The following is a 19,854-nucleotide window of genomic DNA, read 5'->3' on the forward strand; positions in this document are numbered from 1 at the left end:
TGGCTGCATTAGTAGCCATTCAGTATAATGATGAGTTAAGGCTTTATTACGAAAGGAAAGTCAACGTCGAGAAGAAGAATAAAATGAGTGTCATAAACGCTGTAAGAAATAAACTTGTACAACGTATTTTCTCCTGTGTAAGACAAAATAGAAAATATGAAAAAAATTATCTCAAATTAGTTGCTTAGATCATAGAAATCGAGGTACGAAGCAATTAGCCCCACCCAACCCTCCCCGGAAGGGAGGGCTTATAACTAAAAGGCTCCCCTACCGGGGGAGATTTAGCGGGGGCTACCTCGCAATGACGTGGATATCATCTCCCCCTTCCCAGCCACATTACTGCGTTTTCAAAGAGTTTATTCTGCACATCCGAGGTAAAAATCTGATCGCCGTGGCCCATATTAATATATAGCATTTTGTATTTGGTGTTGGTCCACACCACGGGGATATCGCCATCCCTGATGATATCTTTTTTGCCCAGCGGATAATTTGCCGGATCAAGGGTTACCAGCACCTTGATATCCTTGTTCAACCGCGGACTTGGTTTCCACCCGTACCACTCATTTATGGGTGCTATAAAATTAGCCGGAATGCCCCTGGTTACGGCATGGTTACCGTCATCAACCACTAACTTTGCCGGTAATGGTGGCCAGCTGTTATTATAAAAAACCGCGCTGCCCAAAAAGCTTACAAACCAGGGCCATTTGGTGTATTTATCGTTATAGCCCGCTACGTGAAACCCCAGCCAGGCACCGCCATTATCCATGTATTTTACAAAGGCTGCCCTTTGCCCGGCGTTCTGCGGGAAATCATTTAGCCAGATAATCAGCTGATAATTTTTCAGGTAATCATCGTTTACATTTTTCCAGTTGGTGGTAGTATCAAATACAAAACCCCTTTTTACCGCCAGATCTGTAAAGTACTTAATGGCATCATGGGCAAAATCAACATGGTCCGACTCAACGGTGGTGGTGTAAAGGGCCAATACCTTAAACTTTGGCCTTTGAGCAAAAGCTATGGTAATCAGTGTTGCGGTTATTATTAAGCAAAAAAGTTTTTTCAACATATACGATCTGTAATTATATCACTACTTGCCCGCTGCCCAGAAAATGGCATTGGTAACAATTTTAACCCAGGCAGGATTGTCCAACAAATTTGTTGAGTGCCCCATAAAAATGTAAATATTGCGGGCTTTAACATGCTCGTTGGTCCAGATCACCGGATGATCACCCATTTTAATATCACCCTGCGGATCATAGGTTGATTCATCAACGCTGGCAATTACATGCACATTAGGGCGTGGGCTTTTATCATAAGTGTACCACTCCTCCTGCTGTATGATAAATGAGGATGGTACACCCTTCATCACCGGGTGCTTTTTATCCTCCACATTTACCTTCCCTTTGGCAAAGGTACCTATGTAGTTTTTATAGGTAATACCGCCCATAAAATTCGAGAACCATTGCCACTCGTGATAGCCATCAAACTCGCCTAAAAGCGTAGCATGGTGGAAACCGATCCAGCCACCCCTACCCTCGTCAATGTATTTTTGAAAAGCGGCTACCGCCTTATCTGTCCAGGCATAGGGTACGTAATCAAGCTGAAGAAACAGCTGATAGTTGCTTAAAAAGGCGTCATCAATTTTATCAGTATTCTGTATATAGTCAATGGTAAAACCTTTTTCGGCAGCCAGTTTATCCAACCATACTTTGGCTCGTTTTGAAAATTCAATATGGTGCCCACCATTTTCGTACAAGGCCAGCACTTTAAAATGTTTGGGTTGTGCTTTAAGGTTAAAGCAGGCAAATACGCTGACACAAATAAGCAACAGTAATTTTTTCATATATAGTTTATAGTATTATAAATTGTTCAAAATAATATTCACCGTTTATTGTTCCATATTCGCTTTAAACGACCCCATCAAGGTTAAGGTACTTGAATTTAAACCCGTAAAAAGCTTTTCATCTTCTACCGACCAGGGATGGCCCTGCCGATAATCCCACCAGCGATATTCAATTTTTGAATAATCATTGGTTATACCAGGTTCAATTGGTTTTTCGTAATAGTTATATGTACTGAAGGTATAACCGGTATCGCTCACCACAATATCTACATTAAACCTAAGCCAGTAATAATTTCCCGAAGCGCTGGTTATCACCTTGAATTTCCCGGTTCCGTTTATCTCACCGGATTCTTTGTTGGTTGTACTCTTGCCTTGTTGATCAGGGAATACTTTTTGAAACCATTTGGCTGCACGGTTATATAATTCGGTTTTGTTTAAGCCTTTATTAGCGATGTAAGCTTTTTCATAATTGATCTTCCCTTTTTTCATGGGGATATCAATTTTAGCCGCGTCTGTTTGGGCGTAATTCACCACAGGCACCAGCATTAAAAGGGCGAAAAGTAATTTTCCTATAACTGGTATTTGTTGCATAATTGATGGTAAAGCGTTAGCCGGTGATTCGATATGAATTTTATTATTCATAGCTATTTGAGCTTATCAACCTATCCCCGTAACTGTATTTCAAATATCAAGATTTACTATTATAAAAAGCCTTTACCAGTGCCCTACTTTACCACTACGCTGTTATGATTGCCCGTACAGAACAAAAAGTTTCTCCTATAATTGTTTCCAGTCGCCAATCAGGACTATATCATGAAAACCCTTAAAAAATATCTGCTTACTTATTTATTGATCATTTGGAGCCTGGCACTTGCTGTGGCACAAACACAACAACCCCGGTTTAAGGTTATCGCACTTGCCGAAACCGGTGGAGGACATGCTTTATTTGACGCCGCCGCTAAAATATGGCTGGATCAACTTGCCATCGACAGCAATTTCACAATCGATTACATTACCAATACTCAACCTATCACTAAAGAATTTCTGAAACAGTACCAGCTTTTTATTCAACTTGATTATCCTCCGTATCCCTGGGAAAAAGAAGCCCAGGATGCTTTTACAGAATACCTGGAACAGGGTAAAGGGGGCTGGATTGGTTTCCATCACCCTACCCTGCTGGGTGTGTTTGATGGCTACCCTATGTGGCAATGGTACTCCAAATTCATGGGCGATATCATGTTTAAGGACAATATACACGGGGGCACAACGGCATTGCTTACTATTGAGGATAAAAACCACCCCATTATGGCGGGTTTACCGGCATCTTTTACCACAAAAGACGAATGGTATACCTATAACCACAGCCCGCGTCCTAATGTTCATGTGCTGGCCAGTATTGACGAAAATACGTATGTACCCAACAGGGATATTAAAATGGGTGATCACCCAGTGATATGGACCAACGAGCACATGAAAGCCAAAAACATTTACATTGCCATGGGTCATTTCCCAGAGCTTTTTCAGGATAATGTTTTCACTACGTTGGTAAGGAATACGATATTTTGGGCGGTGAAGAAGTAGGATCTTATCCCAAGCCGCCTCAAAGGAGCGTACTTTACCAACTCAAGTAAAAGTCTCCCCTACAGGGGGGAGATTTAGAGGGGGCTCGCAGCCCACAAAATAGCATCCCTAACCAGTATAGCATAATCAGGATTGCGCAACAATACAGGCGAATGACCGATGCCAATGTAGATCATTCTGCGGAAATGCTCGTTTGTCCAGATGATGGGATGATCGCCCATGGGTTTATTTTGTTTATAGGTTGATTCATCAGCTGTAGCCAAAACATGTACATCAAACCGCGGACTTTTATTATACTCATACAACTCATCTTCTATTTCCATTTTTGCGGGCAGGTTTTTAGCAACCGGATGCTTATGGTCTTCAATAATAACCGTTCCCTTTTGAAAGGCCGGGTGCGGCGAGTAAACAACGTTACCCATCAGGTTCTGGAACCATTGCCAGTATTTGGTATTGGGAGCCAAAAACTCCGTACCGGTTAAACCGGCGGCATGTATGCCTACCCAACCCTTGCCTTGCTCTACCAATCTTTGCATGGCATCCTGCTGACTGTATGACATATCAAAGGGCGCCAGTTGCAGCATTACAAATACCCGGTAATTTTTAAGGTTGGCGTCATTTATTGTGCTGGTATCATCAGTAATATCTATATCGAAATGGTTTTCTTTAGCCAGTTTCTCGAAGAAGGGTTTTGCCGCAGTCATCATTTTTTCATGATCATTGGAGCGTGAGGTAACGGCCAGCACCCTAAAATGATGGGTTTGGGCATTAACTTTAACGCCTAAAAAGAACAGGTAGATGATAATACCTGATATGATCTGTTTTAACAATTGCTGATACATAACGCTAAATTTACAATGAGGTTTAATAAAATAAACATTACAAAGGGTTTCAAAATGTCATTACCAGGATTAATAGAATCAACAAGCCTCACCCCTACATTAACACTACAAAATCCTGTTATTTATACTTAAATACACTGAAAATCAATTTATACATACCCCTACAAACGAAACCGCCCGCCTTTTACAAAAATGTTTTTTAAATTACCTTTTTAATTCCAACAACTTCAGTTATCTGATACTGTAAGTTTTATAAACTTTGTTCAAATCATGTCGAGTAATTTTTGTTAATGAAGAAAATCATACTATTGATTATTATTTGCAGGGCTTTACTTTATACAGCTAATGCACAAACCACCATTGGCGTACCTGCCATAAAAAATTACACGCACACTGATTATAATGCCAGCACAGAAATTTGGGATGTTAAGCAGGACAAAAACGGTATACTTTATTTTGCCAATAATGATGGACTGATAACGTTTGATGGCAGCTATTGGAAAATATACCCCCTGCCTAATAAAGGCACCATCAAAGCTCTGGCTATTGATCCTTCTGGAAGGATATTTGTAGGCGGACAGGATGAGATAGGTTACTTTTTTCCGGATGGGAACGGTATTTTAAAATATCACTCCATAAAAAACCTGATGCCGCAAAAGGCCCGGCAGTTTGCCGATATATGGAGTATTGTACTGTTTAAAAACGAAGTGTTCTTTCGTACTATTGAGTGTGTATTTGAGTACAATAACAACGAGATCAAAACATTTGACGCCCCTGGTGGATGGCGTTTGCTGACCCAGGCAGGCACACAACTGTTTGCCGAAGATAAGGACGAGGGCCTGATGTTTTTTAAAGATTACCAATGGCAGCCCTGCCGCACACAGTTACAAACGGCCAATCTGCACATTACAGGCATAATGGACTACAATAAGGATACCGTATTGGTTACCACCTTAAAACAAGGACTGTTTTTGCTTACAGGATCAACCTTAATAAAAAAACCGACCGCCATTGATGCCATTTTACACAACGACCTGGTTAATTGTGCCAAAAAAATAGGTAACGACCGCTATGCCATCGGCACAAAGGCAAAGGGCCTCATTATAATTGACGGCAAAGGAAATGTAGTTGAGCGGTTTTCGAACAACGAAGGCCTGCAGAACAACAATGTGCTTGGCTTACTGCTCGACCGTGATAAAAACCTATGGCTCGGTCTGGAAAGCGGGGTTGATTTTATAAACTACAGTACCTCGGTTAAACATATTTATGCCACTAAGGAGAATCAAACAAAAAGTAATGCCGTAAGCGTATTTGATAATAAATTATTTATTGGCACATCAAACGGTTTATTCAGCGCTCCGCTTGATCCGCGGTTAAAAGATATCAGCACCAATAAGGGGGTATTTACAGAGGTTGAAAATACCAAGGGGCAGGTATGGAGCTTAAGTCAAATAAACAATCATCTTTTAATGGGACATGAGGACGGCGCTTTTATGGTTGATAATAATCATGCTAAACCCATAACCAGCGGGCAAGGCGCATGGCGGTTTATATCTATCCCCTCCTCGCCAGATATTATTGCCGGCACATACACAGGTTTGCAACTGATCAAATACAGCAACGGCGATTTTAAAAATGATGGAAAAATGGAAGGCCTGTATGAATCATTGGCCACTTTAGCAAGGGATAATACTAATGTGATATGGGCATCGCATCCGTATAGGGGTGTTTTTAAACTACAACTGGCTGCCGACAGGAAAAAGATCATCCGTTACACCCAATACACTGACCATAATGGCCTGCCATCGGTATTAAATAATCATGTTTACTTTATTAAAAACAAGGTATTGGTTGCCACCGAAAAGGGTGTGTATGAATACAACGCCGGTAAAAATAAATTTGAACAGTCGGCACTTTTCAAACCGGTGTTTGACAATACTTACGTTGAACATTTAACAACTGATACAACCGGCAATATCTGGTTCATCAGTGATCAGCGGGTTGGCGTGATCGATTTCAGCAAGCCATCGGTTGGCAAACCTTATACCGTTATTTATTTCCCTGAACTGGCCGGGCAAACTGTAAAATCAGCCGGATACATATTTCCATATAATGCGGAAAACATTTTTATAGGATCAAACAATGGCTTTTTTCATTTAAATTATCGCCAATATGTGCAGTCAGAGACCAAACTGAATGTATTGCTAACTACGGTAAAAGCTATAGCCGAAAAAGACAGCCTGATATTTGGTGGTTATTTCATGAAGGATAATCAGATAGCCACCGACCAAAGCAGCAAACAGATCACCACCCTATCCAATCACTKGAACTCCTTTCACTTTGAGTATTCATCAACTCTGTTCGCCCAGAAAAGCAATGAAGAATTTACTTATAAGCTAATAGGCTTTGATAATGAATGGTCAAAATGGTCGGTAAAAACCGAGAAGGATTATACCAACCTGCCCTACGGTCAATATACGTTTTCGGTAAGGGTACGTAATAACCTGGGGAATGCCTCATCGCCTGTAAATTATACTTTTATAGTAGAACCTGCCTGGTACCAAACTGTATGGGCATACTTGTTTTATTTTTTATTGGTAGCATGCGCCGCATATTGGGCTATAAAAGAACAGCAAAAAAGGTTTGATCTGCATCAGAAAAAACATGAGGAAGAACAGCGACGCCTGAGCTACCTGCACAGTTTAGAGCTTGACAGGAATGAAAAAGAGATCATCGCCCTGAAAAACAACAACCTGGAAACCGAGCTCAATTACAAAAACAAGGAACTGGCCACCATTACCATGCACCTGGTTGAACGTGGGCGCATACTGTTAAATATCAGGGAAGAATTAGTAGGCACCATTAAAAAACTGAACCTCCCGGATCTTACCCATGAGTTCAGGAGTGTTTTTAAGCTGGTAAGTGATACCGAGAAAAAGGATGATGACTGGAACCATTTCGCCATTTACTTTGATCAGGTGCACAACAATTTCCTGTCTATCATGAAAACCAGGTTCCCGGGCCTTAGTCCTACTGATCTGAAACTTTGCGCTTATCTAAGGCTCAACCTAACATCAAAAGAAATAGCCCAACTGATGAATATCTCGCTCAAAGGCGTAGAGATCAGCAGGTACCGTGTACGCAAAAAACTAATGCTGTCAACAGAGGTCAATTTGTATGATTTTCTGATTGATATTACGAAGTAGAAACCTCACCCAACCCTCTCCAAAGAGTAATAGGCTATGAAAAGACGGACGACCAGAATTAAACGCGGTATCGACTCACCCCGACATCGCTGCGCTTGTCACCCCTCTCTACGCTCCGCGCAAAGAGGGGATTTCAACATTTTTTTCCTTTACCCTCTTTGCGGCGAAGCCGGAGAGAGGGTGGTCCAGCGAAGCGTAGACCGGGTGAGTCAACTGTGGACGGTGTTATTTCCCTTCAAAGTTTGATAACTGTCTTTTCATAGGCTATTACTCTCCTTTGGAGAGGGCTTTAAAATGATTTTTAAAGTCTCCCCTTTTGAGGGAGATTATTCACATTATTATATTTATTTTTTGCGTTCATGATGGCTGCGCCGTTTAGAGGGAGCTTCTGCTTCGTACCTCAATGACGCGGTTTTTAATTTGAAATAATGGCGTTTACTTATATATCCTCCCCATTGTCGGGCCATCCCAAATGATCTTCTTTAATGCTTCGGGATCAATGATACCTTGTTTGCCGTAAATAATTTTACCATCAGGATCAACCAGCATGGTATAAGGCAGGGCACCATCCCATTTAGGGTCAACGGCCTCTATCATTTTATATTTATCATCGCCGGTATATAAATAATTGGGGCCCGATGCCTGCTTGCCTTTCAAAAAGCTCAAAGCTTTGTCCTTACGTGAAGGATCGTCGGCACTGATGGTCACAAATTCCAATCCCCTGTCGCGGTACAGGTGCATAATAGTTACCAACTCCGGAAACTCCGCAACGCAGGGCCCGCACCAGGTAGCCCATAAATTAATGAGCCTCAATTTATCGGATTTGTTTTTTATCAGGTTGGCTATACCAACCGCATCAATGGTATCCAGCTTTACGGGTTCATTGGCCCAGGTTATGGCTGCTTTTTGTACCCAGTCTTGCTTTTCGGCCCATTTTATAGAGCAGCCAAAAGTTTTAGTTACCGGTACCGCCACTTCTTTACCCGCCAATACGGCGTCAATGGCATTGCGTGCATCCAGAGATTTAGGCGTTTTGGCCGGGTTCTCCATATCATCAATACGACCGTTGTAACGAAGTTTTCTGTCCTTGTCAAAAATAAAGATATGCGGTGTAGCTACCGGACCATATTTTTTAGAGGCTATTTCCGTTTCGCCGTCATACAGGTAAGGGAAGTTAAATTTCTTGTCTCTGGCGCGTACCTTCATATCATCAAATGAATCACCTACATCACTATAACCCAATTCATCTAAACGCAGCGAAGCCGGGTTATTGGGGTTGATAGCCACCACTTTTACACCTTTACCTGCATAATCACTGGTGAGTTTCACCAACCTGTCTTCATAAGCCTGCGATGTTGGGCAATGGTTGCAGATAAAAACAACAGCCAGCACTTTAGCATCTTTGAACGACTGCAGCGTATAGGTTTTCCCATCGATACCGGGCAAACTAAAATCGGGCGCTGCAGCGCCTGTGGCCAATGTGGGATGGTTTACCTGTGCAAAGGTAAACTGCGTAAAGGCCAGCAGCAATACAACAATCTGTGTAAAGCGAAATTTCTTCATATCTCTAATAAAGTTAATTATTCATGTACAGCAACAGCCAGCAGGTACCATGCCGTATGTGGCAGCCACTGCTCGGCCCAGCGCCAGTCATAATCTTTATGGATCTGGGCGTAGGACAAATTAAAATCAATATCGTTCTCGTCATTCAGGCCTGATGTTACACCATTTACAATTCCTCCTGGGGCATTGGTATACTCAAACGTACCGAAGAAACCATAAGCCGGATTATTATGCCCGGTACCTTGCAGCATACTGGCATCAAAAGGATTGAGGCCCAATATCCAGTTCAACTGATCAACCGCGAAGGTTTCCAGCTGGTCATGATAAGCTTTATCATCGGTAAACAGACTGGCGGCCAATCGCGCTGCTGTTGCCATAGAGCTCAGCCTCGCATTTTCGCCCTGCCACCACGGCGAGGCATCGCTGCCCTGCGGGAAGAAGAAAGAAGTGCGGCGTTTGCCCAATGTATCCTGCACCAATTGGCGGCTATAGCCAAAAGGGTTATTCACCTCGTGGGTTACTTTCAATTCAAAATCAAAGGAAGCTTTGATGGCTTTTTTGATGGATGCCTGCATGGCCTGATCGGCATAAGGATAAAAATAAATGAGACTAACCACTGGCAATCCCGCGTCCGATGGATGAAAAAATGGCCTGTCGGTACTGTCGACTTTCCAGTAATTCTGGTAGTTTTTCCAGGTCGATAAACGGCTGAGCAGGTTATTGGCCCGTTTGGTTGCGGCAGCCAGGTATTCGGCTTTTTTAGTGGCTTTATATAGTTCGGTTGCGGCGCTTAGTGCACAATAATCATCCAATATGTTTTCACGCCCGTCAAAGGTCATAAGTTTGTTATTGGCCTCCAGGAATTTAAAAGCGTTTTCGGCAGCTTGCAGATATTGTTCGCTGGTAAAATCGCCGTTTACTTTTATGGTTGATGCCATAGCCAGCGCGGCAATAGCCATACCACCGCCTGAGCGGTAGCTGGTTTGGTACCTGTGCCAATCACTGTTTTCGGCACTGTTGCTAAAGGGTTGGTCTTTGGTTTTTTTAATGCGATAAGATGCATCTTCGGCACGAATTACCCGGTCTTTAGCCAGTTTTCCCGGCCCGGGAGCGGATACAGATCTGTAGAATGAGCCATTTTTAGCCTGCATCCGCACCAGATAGTCGGCGCCAAAGGTAGCCTCATCCAAAATACGGCGGTTTATCTGCCTGAAATCAGTGGTAGTTTTTTTGTCAAGAATTTCTTTTGTTTTAAGCAGGCTCCAGGCCACCAAAGGTATTTGCTGCGGGTTAAAATACAGGGAGAACGACAGGTGCGAAAAATGCTTGCCATAATCGCCGGTAGCATCATACCATCCGCCATGGGCATCAATAGTATCCGTGGTTTTACCGGCCAGCAACAAATGATGGTCGGCCTTATCAATTTCACCGGCACTGCGCTGCCCTTTAAAGTAATATACCACATCTGACAGGGTAGCCTGCTCCAGCACATTCTTCCCTATTTTAAATGGGTATGAGCTTATCTTTTTACCAGGCAAACTGATCTGCACCTGGTAAGTACCGTCGGTAGTAAAGCTGCTAAAATCAAGCGTATAAAACTCCCGGTTTTTCCAGCCAGGTACCTTGCCGCTATAGGTCGACTTGCCGGTAAACACCGTTTTACCATCAGCATCAACCAAAGCAAATGCTGTTATGGGATACGGTTTATCTGTAACCACAATGGCTTTTTTGGGTTTGGTATCTTCATAACCCACCTGATTTGTTACCACTTTAACTTTTTGCGCGAATGCCGCGGCAGGCAGTGCGACTATCATAAAAATTAAAAACCTGTACGTCGTTTTTATCATGATCGGGGTATTATAAGGTTAATTAAATTTACAAAATTTTCAGTTCCCCTCTTGAGAGGGGGTGCGTTAGACCGAGCGTTGGCAGGGGTGTGTCTATCTGCACTTACCCCCCCTCCACCCCTCTCAAGAGGGGAATCGCACGAAGCCTTTTTAATTTATAGCTACCGCATATAAGACATTATGCCCTGTGACATATAGCGTTTTTCTATCCTTGCTAAAAACAATGGAGGTTGGTCGTTCAGGTACTTTTATTACACCAATCTGCTTACCATTGTTGTCATATTTATATACCTGTCCATCGGCTATGTACACATTGCCCTTATCATCAACTACCGAATCAAACTCGCCGCGCTCGGCAAAGTATTTCAAATCGCCCAAATAGCCTTCCGGGCTTACTGCAAGTTGTACAGTACGCTTATCATATTCATCAGTAGTATAAACAGGTTTACCGGGATAAGCGGCTACCAGCGCGCTTGACCGGGCCAGGTCATACACCACCGGGATAATCGTTACCCCATCAGGTGCTACAAAGCACTCGGTTGGTTTATTTACCGATACGGTATTAAAATCGTGATAATCACGCCAACGGTGTGCCGGGTAAAGCGCCTGGTAAACGGTTTTGCCTGTAGGCATCGCTTCTTTTTTCAACGGCTGAATGGTTTCGTCGGGGTTTTCAGGATTTATAGAATAAACCAAACTACCAAAACCCGAGTTTCCCCAACCGCTAAAGGAAGTTCCGGCTGCATCCGGCGGATTTTTAAATTCTTCAGGTTTGCCATCAACCAAATAACCAGGCTTAGGTACATATTTAAACACTACCAGCAGGTTATCGTTTTTATCACAAGCCAGCGAAAGCGGCTCCCAGGGATAATCGGCCAGCAAACTAATAGTATTAGCTGTAGCATCCCATTTATAAATGCGCCTCATGCGGGCCTCACTAAAGTACACGTTACCCTTGCCATCAGTACACACGCTATTGGCAAACTCAAAACCCGAGGCAAGTTTCTTTATATTACCCTGAACCGCTTGTTCACTAACTGCGCTACTGCTGTTAATAAGCAGGCGGGTAAACTCCCATGGGCGCACGGTGGTATTAGTGCCCACATCATACAACGGATCGGTAGTGGTGTATTTGATCTGGCTGTAATTATGTACGTTCAGCAACTCTACATTTTTATTGTTCCAGCTTCTGATGGAGTAAGGATACGGTTTGATCACCCTGATCACCCTAAACATATACAGGTTAGCAAAGGTCATATCGCTGCAGTTTTCCAGCTCCAGCGGCTGGCATTCGGTGCTTTCACGGCTCTCCTCTTCCAGCTGCAGGGCATATACTTTCCAGTTGCTTACTTTGTTAAACCGCACTTCATTGCGTACATGATGCTCAACCGACAAGGCATAAATACGGCCCGGCGTGCTGGTATTGGAAATGTATGCGCCCGCCGTAGCATAAGTATTGGCCGACCAGATATTTTTAAAGGTACCGCCGCCGCCATCGGTTATCCAAAGGCTCCAGTATTGCGTATCCCACATATCACTGTCGTTACCTTTGTATAAACCGGGGCCGGCCTGTTCGCCGGGCTTGTTCATGCCGCCATGACCGCCTAAAAACTTCACATCATTCATGTAAGAGGTTTCACCCGCTATCCATTTACAAGCCACCGCCCGTGGGTTGATCCTGCCTGATGAAATACCTATCCCGGTGATGATGTTAGCGCCGCCTTTGGAGGTTTCTACAATAGGTTTTGGTCCGCCAAAACCACCAAATGCAGGTGTATTATCTTTTAGCAATATCTGGGTAGCAATGGGGTTAAGACCTATCAGTACAGTATTGGGTTTCAATTTTAAAGTTTCGGTAATGCGGTACATGCCCTGCGGTACATAAATAGCCGGATACTTATCAATGGCATCCTGTATGGCTTTGGTATCATCCGTTTCGCCATCTCCTTTTGCACCCAGCGTTTGCAGGTTTACCCAGGTATTTATCGCCGGAAAATCGGGGATGTCTTTTTTAGCAGATGGCGGGAAAGCTTCTAAAGGCTGCAGATCCTTAGTAGCTTTATATACCGGATCGGCAGTCAGGTTATCCATCTGCAAACCATAAATAAAGTTCTTTACTTTATAAATTGGCCCTGCGCCATCCGTTTTTGTTCCGCTGCGGCGGTAGCTGGCCAGCACCTTCACATCACGGCAATCCACATTACGCAAACTGATCTGGTTAAAGGCATTATCCTCATTGCTGATAACAATAGCTGGACCACTTACATGGTCAAAGCGGCTATCCTCCATAAACAATTTTTCATGATAGTTAGGGTTAATTTCAATTACGGTAGGCACGTTTTTAACGCTCATGCGTACAATGGTCAACCCTGCTTCCTGGGTGCGGATGGCCGCTTTGCGCTGGCCTTCAAAATAAGTATCAACCATCATAAACTGCCAGCCGGGTGATGGCTTGGTGGTATAAATGCCATAGTCACCATTAAAAAAGCGTACATCTTCCATCTCGTTACCCACATCAAACATACCTGCCTTGCCCTTGCCCGCGTCAATATCCGCATGAGCTATAAAGCTGTGCTGGGCATAATGGGTGCGCAGGGCCACCGCTACCGGGTTCCCATCTTCAATTTTAAGGTTGATGTTTGATAGCGCACTGTAAAAAGTTGAAGCGCCGGCATCAGACACTCCCTCACCCGGTTTGGAAAGGTTATTTACAAACCAGAACATATATTTTGCCTTGCCTTTATCCGTACTGTCCGCCACCTGAAAACCCGGCGAGTTTTTAGCCAGTATAATTACCGGGCGGTTTCTACCATAGCCTATCAACCGCACCGCCCGCGGTACAAATATGGTTTTACTAATAAGGTATTTCCCTTCGGGGATAAAAAGCACACCGAAATTATTTTTATCCTTTACATCCTTGATGGCCTGCTGCAGTGCATCAGATATGTCGGTTTTACCATCGGCTTTAATAGGGTATTTATCAGGTGTAAAATAAACAGCGTCTTTATCATCCAGGCGCTGCTGGTAAAAAGATCTGCCAATTCCAAAGGGTGTTCCATCAGTTAAGGGCTTACCAAAACAAATGGTATAGGTTAAAAGTATTAGTACAGCTAATAATAAAGGTTTCTTCACAATAGATCTGGTTTTAGAATGGTATCATACATACGGATGTTTAAATATAACTTATAGTTTATATCTGTTTTACCCGTTAAACAAAATTCAAGATTAGTTTTTCCAGTTACGATTTTAGTAACACTACATTACCACTACCTGGTTAAACAATAAGGGATTATATCAATTTAGTTACAAACCAGCCAGGTGTTTTACCGTGCCGGCAAAATCTATCCACCTGTTTGTATTACGTCGGCTCTTTAATGTAGTGCCGTTAACACTTGTTTTTATAGCCAAAAACAGTATAAGCTAAACAATTACAGCATTTTGTAGTGGTAATGTAGTGCGTAAAAAATAGAAAATCGTTTAACTTTATAGCATACTTGCAAAGTGTTATAACCTGAATATGGCGACCGTTACGGCGCTTATTTTTTAAGTTTTTGATTCATCATCCCTAACAGATAACTCCATTTGGAGAGGTTACTGATTGAGGGTTTATAAACGTTACTATGAGAAAATTCTTAATCGCCACGCATGGGGCTTTTGCCAAGGGAATAAAATCGTCATTAGATATCATTATTGGTGAAACGGATAATGTGTTTCTGATCCAGGCCTATCTGGATGAGAACATTATTGTGGAGGATGAGCTGGCAGCAGTTTTAACCAATATTACCAATACAGACGAACTCATCATTTTCACCGACTTGCTTGGCGGCAGCGTGAACAACATTATGCTGCGCGAAGCGCTGAAAGAAAATGTACACATCGTATCCGGCTTTAATTTACCCTTAGTGATCGAGATCATGATGGGCGATACCGATACCCCGGTTATTGAGGTGATTGAAAGCGCCATTAATAATGCCAAAGAGCAAATGGTATACGTGAATAAACTGATAACACAGCAAAATGATTAGGCTAACCCGTATTGACGACAGACTGGTACACGGACAGGTTGCCATGACCTGGACGCCCGCCCTCGGCGCCGATTGCCTGATAGTAGCCAACGATAAAGTAGCTAAAGACGAATTTATGAAAATGACCCTGGGCCTGGCCAAACCAGCCTCGGCAAAGCTTTTAATAAAATCACTGGCCGATACGGTTACTTTTTTGAATGACCCACGCGGCCAGAGTTTGAAAATACTGGTATTAGTAAATTCAGTAAAAGATGCCGCGGCACTGGCCAATGAGGTAAGTGAGATACAGTCGGTAAATTTTGGTGGCATCAGGACTAAAGAAGGAACCCGTTCTATAGCTAAAGCCATCGCCGTTACAGAGGATGATATAACCATCATTAAAGAAATGCTGGCCAAAGGCCTTGAACTGGAAGTGAGGCAGGTGCCTACGGATAAAAAAATTATGATTGATACTTTAATTTAACCCATACAAAGTGCTGGTAACATTCCTATTGCTTACACTGATAGCCATTTTTGGGCATTTTGAAGATTTCATGGGAACCACTTTGCTCAGTCGACCGCTGGTTTTAGGTCCGCTGGTGGGTTTGGTACTGGGCGATGTAACACAGGGTGTAATGATAGGCGCTACACTGGAGCTGATATTTATGGGTAATATAAAAGTTGGCGCGGCCATACCACCTGATATTATTACCGGAGGCGTGCTGGGTACCGCTTTTGCCATCATGTCGCACAAGGGGCCTGCCATCGCGCTGGCCTTAGCTGTCCCAATTTCCATACTGGCCGAAATGGTGATCAGCGGGTTGTTTGTTTTCCGTGCCGTATTCAATAAAAAATTCAACCAATATGCCGATGATGGTGACTATAAAGGTATCCAAAGGCTGCACGTACTATCTGGCCTGTTAAAACCGTTGTTAATGGGCATTATCGTTTTTGTGGCGCTGGAGTTGGGTTCATCGGCCATCAAATCGTTTTTAGATCTGATCCCTGCCTGGGTGCAATCGGGTTTGCAAGTAGCCGGCAACATGCTGCCCGCGTTGGGTTTTGCACTACTGATGAACCTCATGTTCAACAAAAGGGTTGCTCCATATTTTTTCCTGGGTTTTATGCTGGCGGCTTTTTTAAAGATGCCCATTATAGCCATTGGTGGTTTAGGCGTTATCATAGCCCTGATAGTCACTCAAACCCCACCTAAACCGACCGCCCCAACCGATGACGATTTTGATTTTGATGATGCCCCCACTAAAAGCGAGGTCATTGACCCACAGCATAAATTGAGCAAAGCTACCCTCCGCAATTTATTTTTCAGATCGCTTACGCTGGAGGCTAACTTTAATTTTGAAACCTGGCAAAACACCGGCTTTGCATTTACCATTATCCCGGTATTAAAAAAACTATATCACACTAAAGAGGCCATGGCTGCCGCGCTCAAAAGGCATTTACAACTTTTTAATACCAGTCCATATGGCTCCACGCTCATCATCGGCATTACCGCCGCCATGGAAGAGCAAAACAGCCAGGATAAGGATTTCGACGAGGAATCCATCAGTTCGGTTAAGCTGGGTCTGATGGGGCCACTCGCCGGGGTGTTCGATTCGCTGTTCTGGGGAACTTTTAAGGTAATTGCTGCCGGGGTAGGCACATCGCTGGCTATCAAAGGCAATATATTAGGGCCACTGCTTTTCCTGCTGATATTTAACGTTCCGCATTTGCTGCTGCGATATAACCTGACTTTTATAGGTTATAATGCCGGCACTAAATTTTTGCAGAACCTAAGCAAAAGCAATGTGATGGATAAGCTAACCTCAGGCGCAGCCATATTAGGGTTAATGGTAGTTGGTGCTATGCCTGCCACGCTTATGAATATCAAAACACCCCTAAATATTGGATCATCGCCATCAGCAGTTGCTGTACAAGGCATTTTGGACCAGATAGTACCAGCAATCATCCCACTTGGGCTTACCTTTTTAGTGTATTATTTTGTAAAGAAGCAGGTAAAAACCACCTGGTTGTTATTAGGTCTATTAGCACTAGGCTTTGCAGGCAGTATAATCCATTTATTTGTATGATGATGAATGGCATAGGTGTATCTCCCGGAATCGCGATAGGCAGGGCTCACGTGCTCCAAAAACAGGAAGCTGCTTTAACAGGCATTGTATTACTGAATAATGACGATATATTGATCGGGATCGAGAAATTCAATAACGTGGTAGCCTTGTCTATTACCGAGGTGGAAACGATGATCAGCAATTATGATGCATCACAAGGCTCCGAAGGTTTGGATATATTGGAAACTCACATCGAACTGCTAAGCGATCCTCAAATTAAAGATGATGTTACCGAAAAGATAAGCAAAGACCGAAAAAACGTAAACGATGCGGTTATAGAGGTTATCAGGGATGCGGTACAGCTGTTTAAAAACATGGACGATGAATATCTGAGTGCCCGTGCTGCAGATATACAGGATATTGGTGACAGACTACTTAAAAATTTAAACACTACTAATAAAATTGCTGCCCGGCAATACGGGCCTGATACCATCATTATCGCTGAAGACCTTACCCCTTCTGATACCATCAGCATGGATATAACGCATGTTATAGGTTTTGCAACACAGGTTGGTGGTAAAACATCGCATGCGGCTATCATAGCAAAATCAAGAGGTATCCCGGCTGTGGCAGGTTGCGGACCGCAATTGAAAAATATACAGGACGGTGATATACTCATCCTCGATGGGCAAACCGGGCAGATCATGGTAAACCCCAGTCGGGATATTATTGAGCAATATATCATTCAAAGAGATGCTTATTTAGCCCAGGCATCTCTGTTAAGATCAATAAAAGATAAACCGGCAATTACTACCGATGGCACCCCGATAAATCTATTTGCTAATATTGGTGATGCAGCTGATATGGAACATGCTTTAGGCTTTGGTGCCGAAGGATCGGGCCTTTTACGCACTGAATTGCTTTTTATGGGCCGCGATGCCCTGCCTACCGAAGAAGAACAATTCGAGTTTTATAAAGCAGTGGCCTTGAAAGCTAAAGGAAAACCTGTTATTGTGCGTACCCTTGATATTGGCGGCGATAAACAACTGCCCTATTTTAATTTCCCGGCAGAGCAAAACCCTTTCCTGGGTTACCGTGCCATCAGGATCTGTTTGGACAGGAAGGACATTTTTATCACCCAGCTAAAAGCCATACTGAGGGCCAGCGCTTTTGGAAAATTGAAGGTTATGTTCCCCATGATATCCAACATCCAGGAGATCAGGGACGCGAAAGTTATTCTGCATGAGGCTATGGATGAACTGACAGAAGCTGATGTTCCCTTTGATAAAACCATCAAAATTGGCATCATGATCGAGATCCCATCGGCAGCCCTTACCGCCGATCTGCTGGCTAAGGAAGTTGATTTTTTCAGCATTGGCACTAATGACCTTTGCCAGTACACCCTTGCTGTTGACAGGATGAACGAAAAGATCAAAGACCTGTATGACCCTTACAATCCCGGGGTACTACGGCTGATAGCTTATGTGATTGAACAGGGTCATAAGCACCATATAGAGGTGGGCATATGCGGCGAGCTTGCCTCAGACCCAAAAGCTACCCTGCTGTTACTGGGTATGGGACTTACTGAGTTTTCCATGAGCGCTGCCTCCATTCCGCAGATCAAGAATATCATCATTAATAACAATCTTGCAACTGCTAAACAGGTGCATCAACGGGTAATGGAAATGGACAATTCGCAGGCCATTACCACATATTTACAGGAAATAAACGCATGATAACAAAAGATTATATCATTACCGCAACCGAAGGAATCCATGCCCGCCCGGCAACCGCACTGGTAAAGCTTACTAAAAAGTTCACTTCAGCTATCAGCATAAAAAAGGGCGACCGCACAGTTAAACTCAACAGCCTGCTGAATATCCTGGCGCTGGCTGCAAAAGGTGGCGATACCATAACTATTATTGGGGAAGGTGAGGATGAAATTACCGCGATGGAGGCCATTGATATATTTTTTCAGGAAGAATTAAAACACTTATAATAAGGCAAATACTAACAATGAAGATCACCATCACCAAAAACGAACGGGAATTTAACGAGACAGCAGCATGGCGCATTATTGGTCAGATGCTGGAAAAACCAACTGCTGTGATAGGCCTTTCAACCGGGCAAACCACTATGGATATGCACCGCATTGTATCTGATATTTATACGCAATATCCGTTTGATGTATCGCGCATTACACTTTTTAATGTGGATGAACTTACCAATTTGCCCCGTGAGTATGTCGGCAGTTGTTATACGATGATATTGAACCAGATAGCCGGTCCGCTGGGTATCCCCGATGAAAACTTTATTATGCCCCCTACCCTGAGCGATGATTTTGAGGCCGAAAGCCAGCTATTTGAACAACGCCTGGCCGGTCGCGGCGGCGCCGACCTGCAAATGCTGGGCATTGGCAGCAATGGTCATATTGGCATTAATCAGCCTGGTACGCCATTTGAAAGCGAAACATGGGTATCGCCAATGGATCCCGACTTTGAAGCCCGTGTACGCCGCGAAACACAGGTACCTGAGCATATTGTATTGGGTGGCTTAACCCGCGGTATAAAAAACATTATGCACACCCGTAAGCTGATCCTGATTGCCAAAGGCGCTCATAAGGCCCAAATTATTGAACAGGCCATACTCGGTCCGGTAACCACGGATATACCGGCTTCTGTAGTACAATTGCACCCCAACTGTGAAATTTTACTGGATGCTGATGCAGGAGCGTTGATACATGAACGCGCAAAGCAACGCGGATATAATTTTTAAGAATTTACAACCTAACCTTTATCATCAAGTCTTATAACAGTTGTTATAGGGCTTTTTTATGTTAGGTTAGGGTTTAACTGTTGATCAATTAAACAAAATACTAATGTTTGTGTTGAGTAACTAAAAT

General features: G+C 43.4%; 15 protein-coding genes and 1 pseudogene. 9 read left to right on the top strand and 7 right to left on the bottom strand.

All coding sequences use genetic code 11. The features are described 5' to 3' along the window. A pseudogene (locus AC1DRQ_RS18245) lies at positions 1-188 on the top strand (hypothetical protein); the annotation flags it as partial. Between the two features lie 125 nt (positions 189-313). On the opposite strand, the gene AC1DRQ_RS18250 reads toward AC1DRQ_RS18245, so the two are convergent. Genes AC1DRQ_RS18250 through AC1DRQ_RS18260 form a run of 3 tightly spaced genes read right to left on the bottom strand, consistent with a single transcriptional unit; the run spans position 314 to position 2,485 of the window. Further along, positions 314-1,066 carry a ThuA domain-containing protein gene (locus tag AC1DRQ_RS18250; RefSeq protein WP_477426137.1) on the bottom strand — a complete coding sequence of 251 codons (753 nt, stop codon included), beginning with the start codon at positions 1,064-1,066 and terminating at the stop codon, positions 314-316. 21 nt (positions 1,067-1,087) lie between these two features. Beyond that, positions 1,088-1,843: a ThuA domain-containing protein gene (locus AC1DRQ_RS18255; RefSeq protein ID WP_477426139.1), complete on the bottom strand. Its 756-nt coding sequence runs from the start codon at positions 1,841-1,843 to the stop codon at positions 1,088-1,090. A 45-nt stretch (positions 1,844-1,888) separates the two neighbouring features. Continuing rightward, on the bottom strand, positions 1,889-2,485 hold the full coding sequence (locus AC1DRQ_RS18260; protein WP_477426141.1) for a DUF4468 domain-containing protein: 597 nt from the start codon (positions 2,483-2,485) through the stop codon (positions 1,889-1,891). A gap of 171 nt (positions 2,486-2,656) precedes the next feature. Between AC1DRQ_RS18260 and AC1DRQ_RS18265 the strand changes: the two genes are divergently transcribed. Next, the gene (locus tag AC1DRQ_RS18265; protein WP_477426143.1) at positions 2,657-3,424 is read left to right on the top strand and encodes a ThuA domain-containing protein; all 768 of its coding nucleotides are present in this window, start codon (positions 2,657-2,659) and stop codon (positions 3,422-3,424) included. Positions 3,425-3,498: 74 nt separating this feature from the next. Here AC1DRQ_RS18265 and AC1DRQ_RS18270 read toward each other — a convergent pair whose 3' ends face one another. Then, positions 3,499-4,266, bottom strand: coding sequence for a ThuA domain-containing protein (locus AC1DRQ_RS18270; RefSeq protein WP_477426145.1), 768 nt, complete (start codon positions 4,264-4,266; stop codon positions 3,499-3,501). A gap of 290 nt (positions 4,267-4,556) precedes the next feature. On the opposite strand from AC1DRQ_RS18270, the gene AC1DRQ_RS18275 reads away from it, so the two are divergent. After that, positions 4,557-7,472 (top strand): triple tyrosine motif-containing protein, encoded by a 2,916-nt coding sequence (locus AC1DRQ_RS18275; protein ID WP_477426147.1) that lies wholly within the window; start codon positions 4,557-4,559, stop codon positions 7,470-7,472. Positions 7,473-7,907: 435 nt separating this feature from the next. Here AC1DRQ_RS18275 and AC1DRQ_RS18280 read toward each other — a convergent pair whose 3' ends face one another. The 3 genes from AC1DRQ_RS18280 to AC1DRQ_RS18290 all read right to left on the bottom strand — a co-directional run bounded on the left by AC1DRQ_RS18280 (position 7,908) and on the right by AC1DRQ_RS18290 (position 14,014). Continuing rightward, on the bottom strand, positions 7,908-9,035 hold the full coding sequence (locus tag AC1DRQ_RS18280) for a redoxin family protein (protein ID WP_477426149.1): 1,128 nt from the start codon (positions 9,033-9,035) through the stop codon (positions 7,908-7,910). A gap of 17 nt (positions 9,036-9,052) precedes the next feature. Further along, on the bottom strand, positions 9,053-10,849 hold the full coding sequence (locus AC1DRQ_RS18285; RefSeq protein ID WP_477426151.1) for a glycoside hydrolase family 9 protein: 1,797 nt from the start codon (positions 10,847-10,849) through the stop codon (positions 9,053-9,055). Positions 10,850-11,032: 183 nt separating this feature from the next. Continuing rightward, positions 11,033-14,014 carry a glycosyl hydrolase family 28-related protein gene (locus AC1DRQ_RS18290; protein ID WP_477426153.1) on the bottom strand — a complete coding sequence of 994 codons (2,982 nt, stop codon included), beginning with the start codon at positions 14,012-14,014 and terminating at the stop codon, positions 11,033-11,035. 488 nt (positions 14,015-14,502) lie between these two features. On the opposite strand from AC1DRQ_RS18290, the gene AC1DRQ_RS18295 reads away from it, so the two are divergent. From AC1DRQ_RS18295 to AC1DRQ_RS18320, 6 genes are read left to right on the top strand one after another with little or no spacing between them, the layout of a single operon-like run. Next, positions 14,503-14,907 carry a PTS sugar transporter subunit IIA gene (locus AC1DRQ_RS18295; RefSeq protein WP_477426155.1) on the top strand — a complete coding sequence of 135 codons (405 nt, stop codon included), beginning with the start codon at positions 14,503-14,505 and terminating at the stop codon, positions 14,905-14,907. Further along, a complete protein-coding gene (locus AC1DRQ_RS18300) occupies positions 14,900-15,370 on the top strand; it encodes a PTS sugar transporter subunit IIB (protein WP_477426157.1) in 471 nt (156 codons plus the stop codon). The genes AC1DRQ_RS18295 and AC1DRQ_RS18300 overlap by 8 nt, the downstream gene beginning before the upstream one ends. A 10-nt stretch (positions 15,371-15,380) precedes the next feature. Next, complete coding sequence (locus AC1DRQ_RS18305; protein ID WP_477426158.1) at positions 15,381-16,973, top strand: PTS system mannose/fructose/sorbose family transporter subunit IID; 1,593 nt, start codon at positions 15,381-15,383, stop codon at positions 16,971-16,973. Then, entirely contained in the window at positions 16,970-18,688 is a 1,719-nt protein-coding gene (gene ptsP / locus AC1DRQ_RS18310; protein WP_477426160.1) for a phosphoenolpyruvate--protein phosphotransferase, read from the top strand. Before AC1DRQ_RS18305 ends, ptsP begins: the two co-directional genes overlap by 4 nt. Then, entirely contained in the window at positions 18,685-18,951 is a 267-nt protein-coding gene (locus AC1DRQ_RS18315; RefSeq protein ID WP_477426162.1) for an HPr family phosphocarrier protein, read from the top strand. Before ptsP ends, AC1DRQ_RS18315 begins: the two co-directional genes overlap by 4 nt. A 17-nt stretch (positions 18,952-18,968) precedes the next feature. After that, positions 18,969-19,727: a 6-phosphogluconolactonase gene (locus AC1DRQ_RS18320; RefSeq protein WP_477426164.1), complete on the top strand. Its 759-nt coding sequence runs from the start codon at positions 18,969-18,971 to the stop codon at positions 19,725-19,727. The last annotated feature ends 127 nt before the right edge of the window (positions 19,728-19,854 follow it).

Source organism: Mucilaginibacter sp. P4_E8 (genome assembly GCF_056401495.1).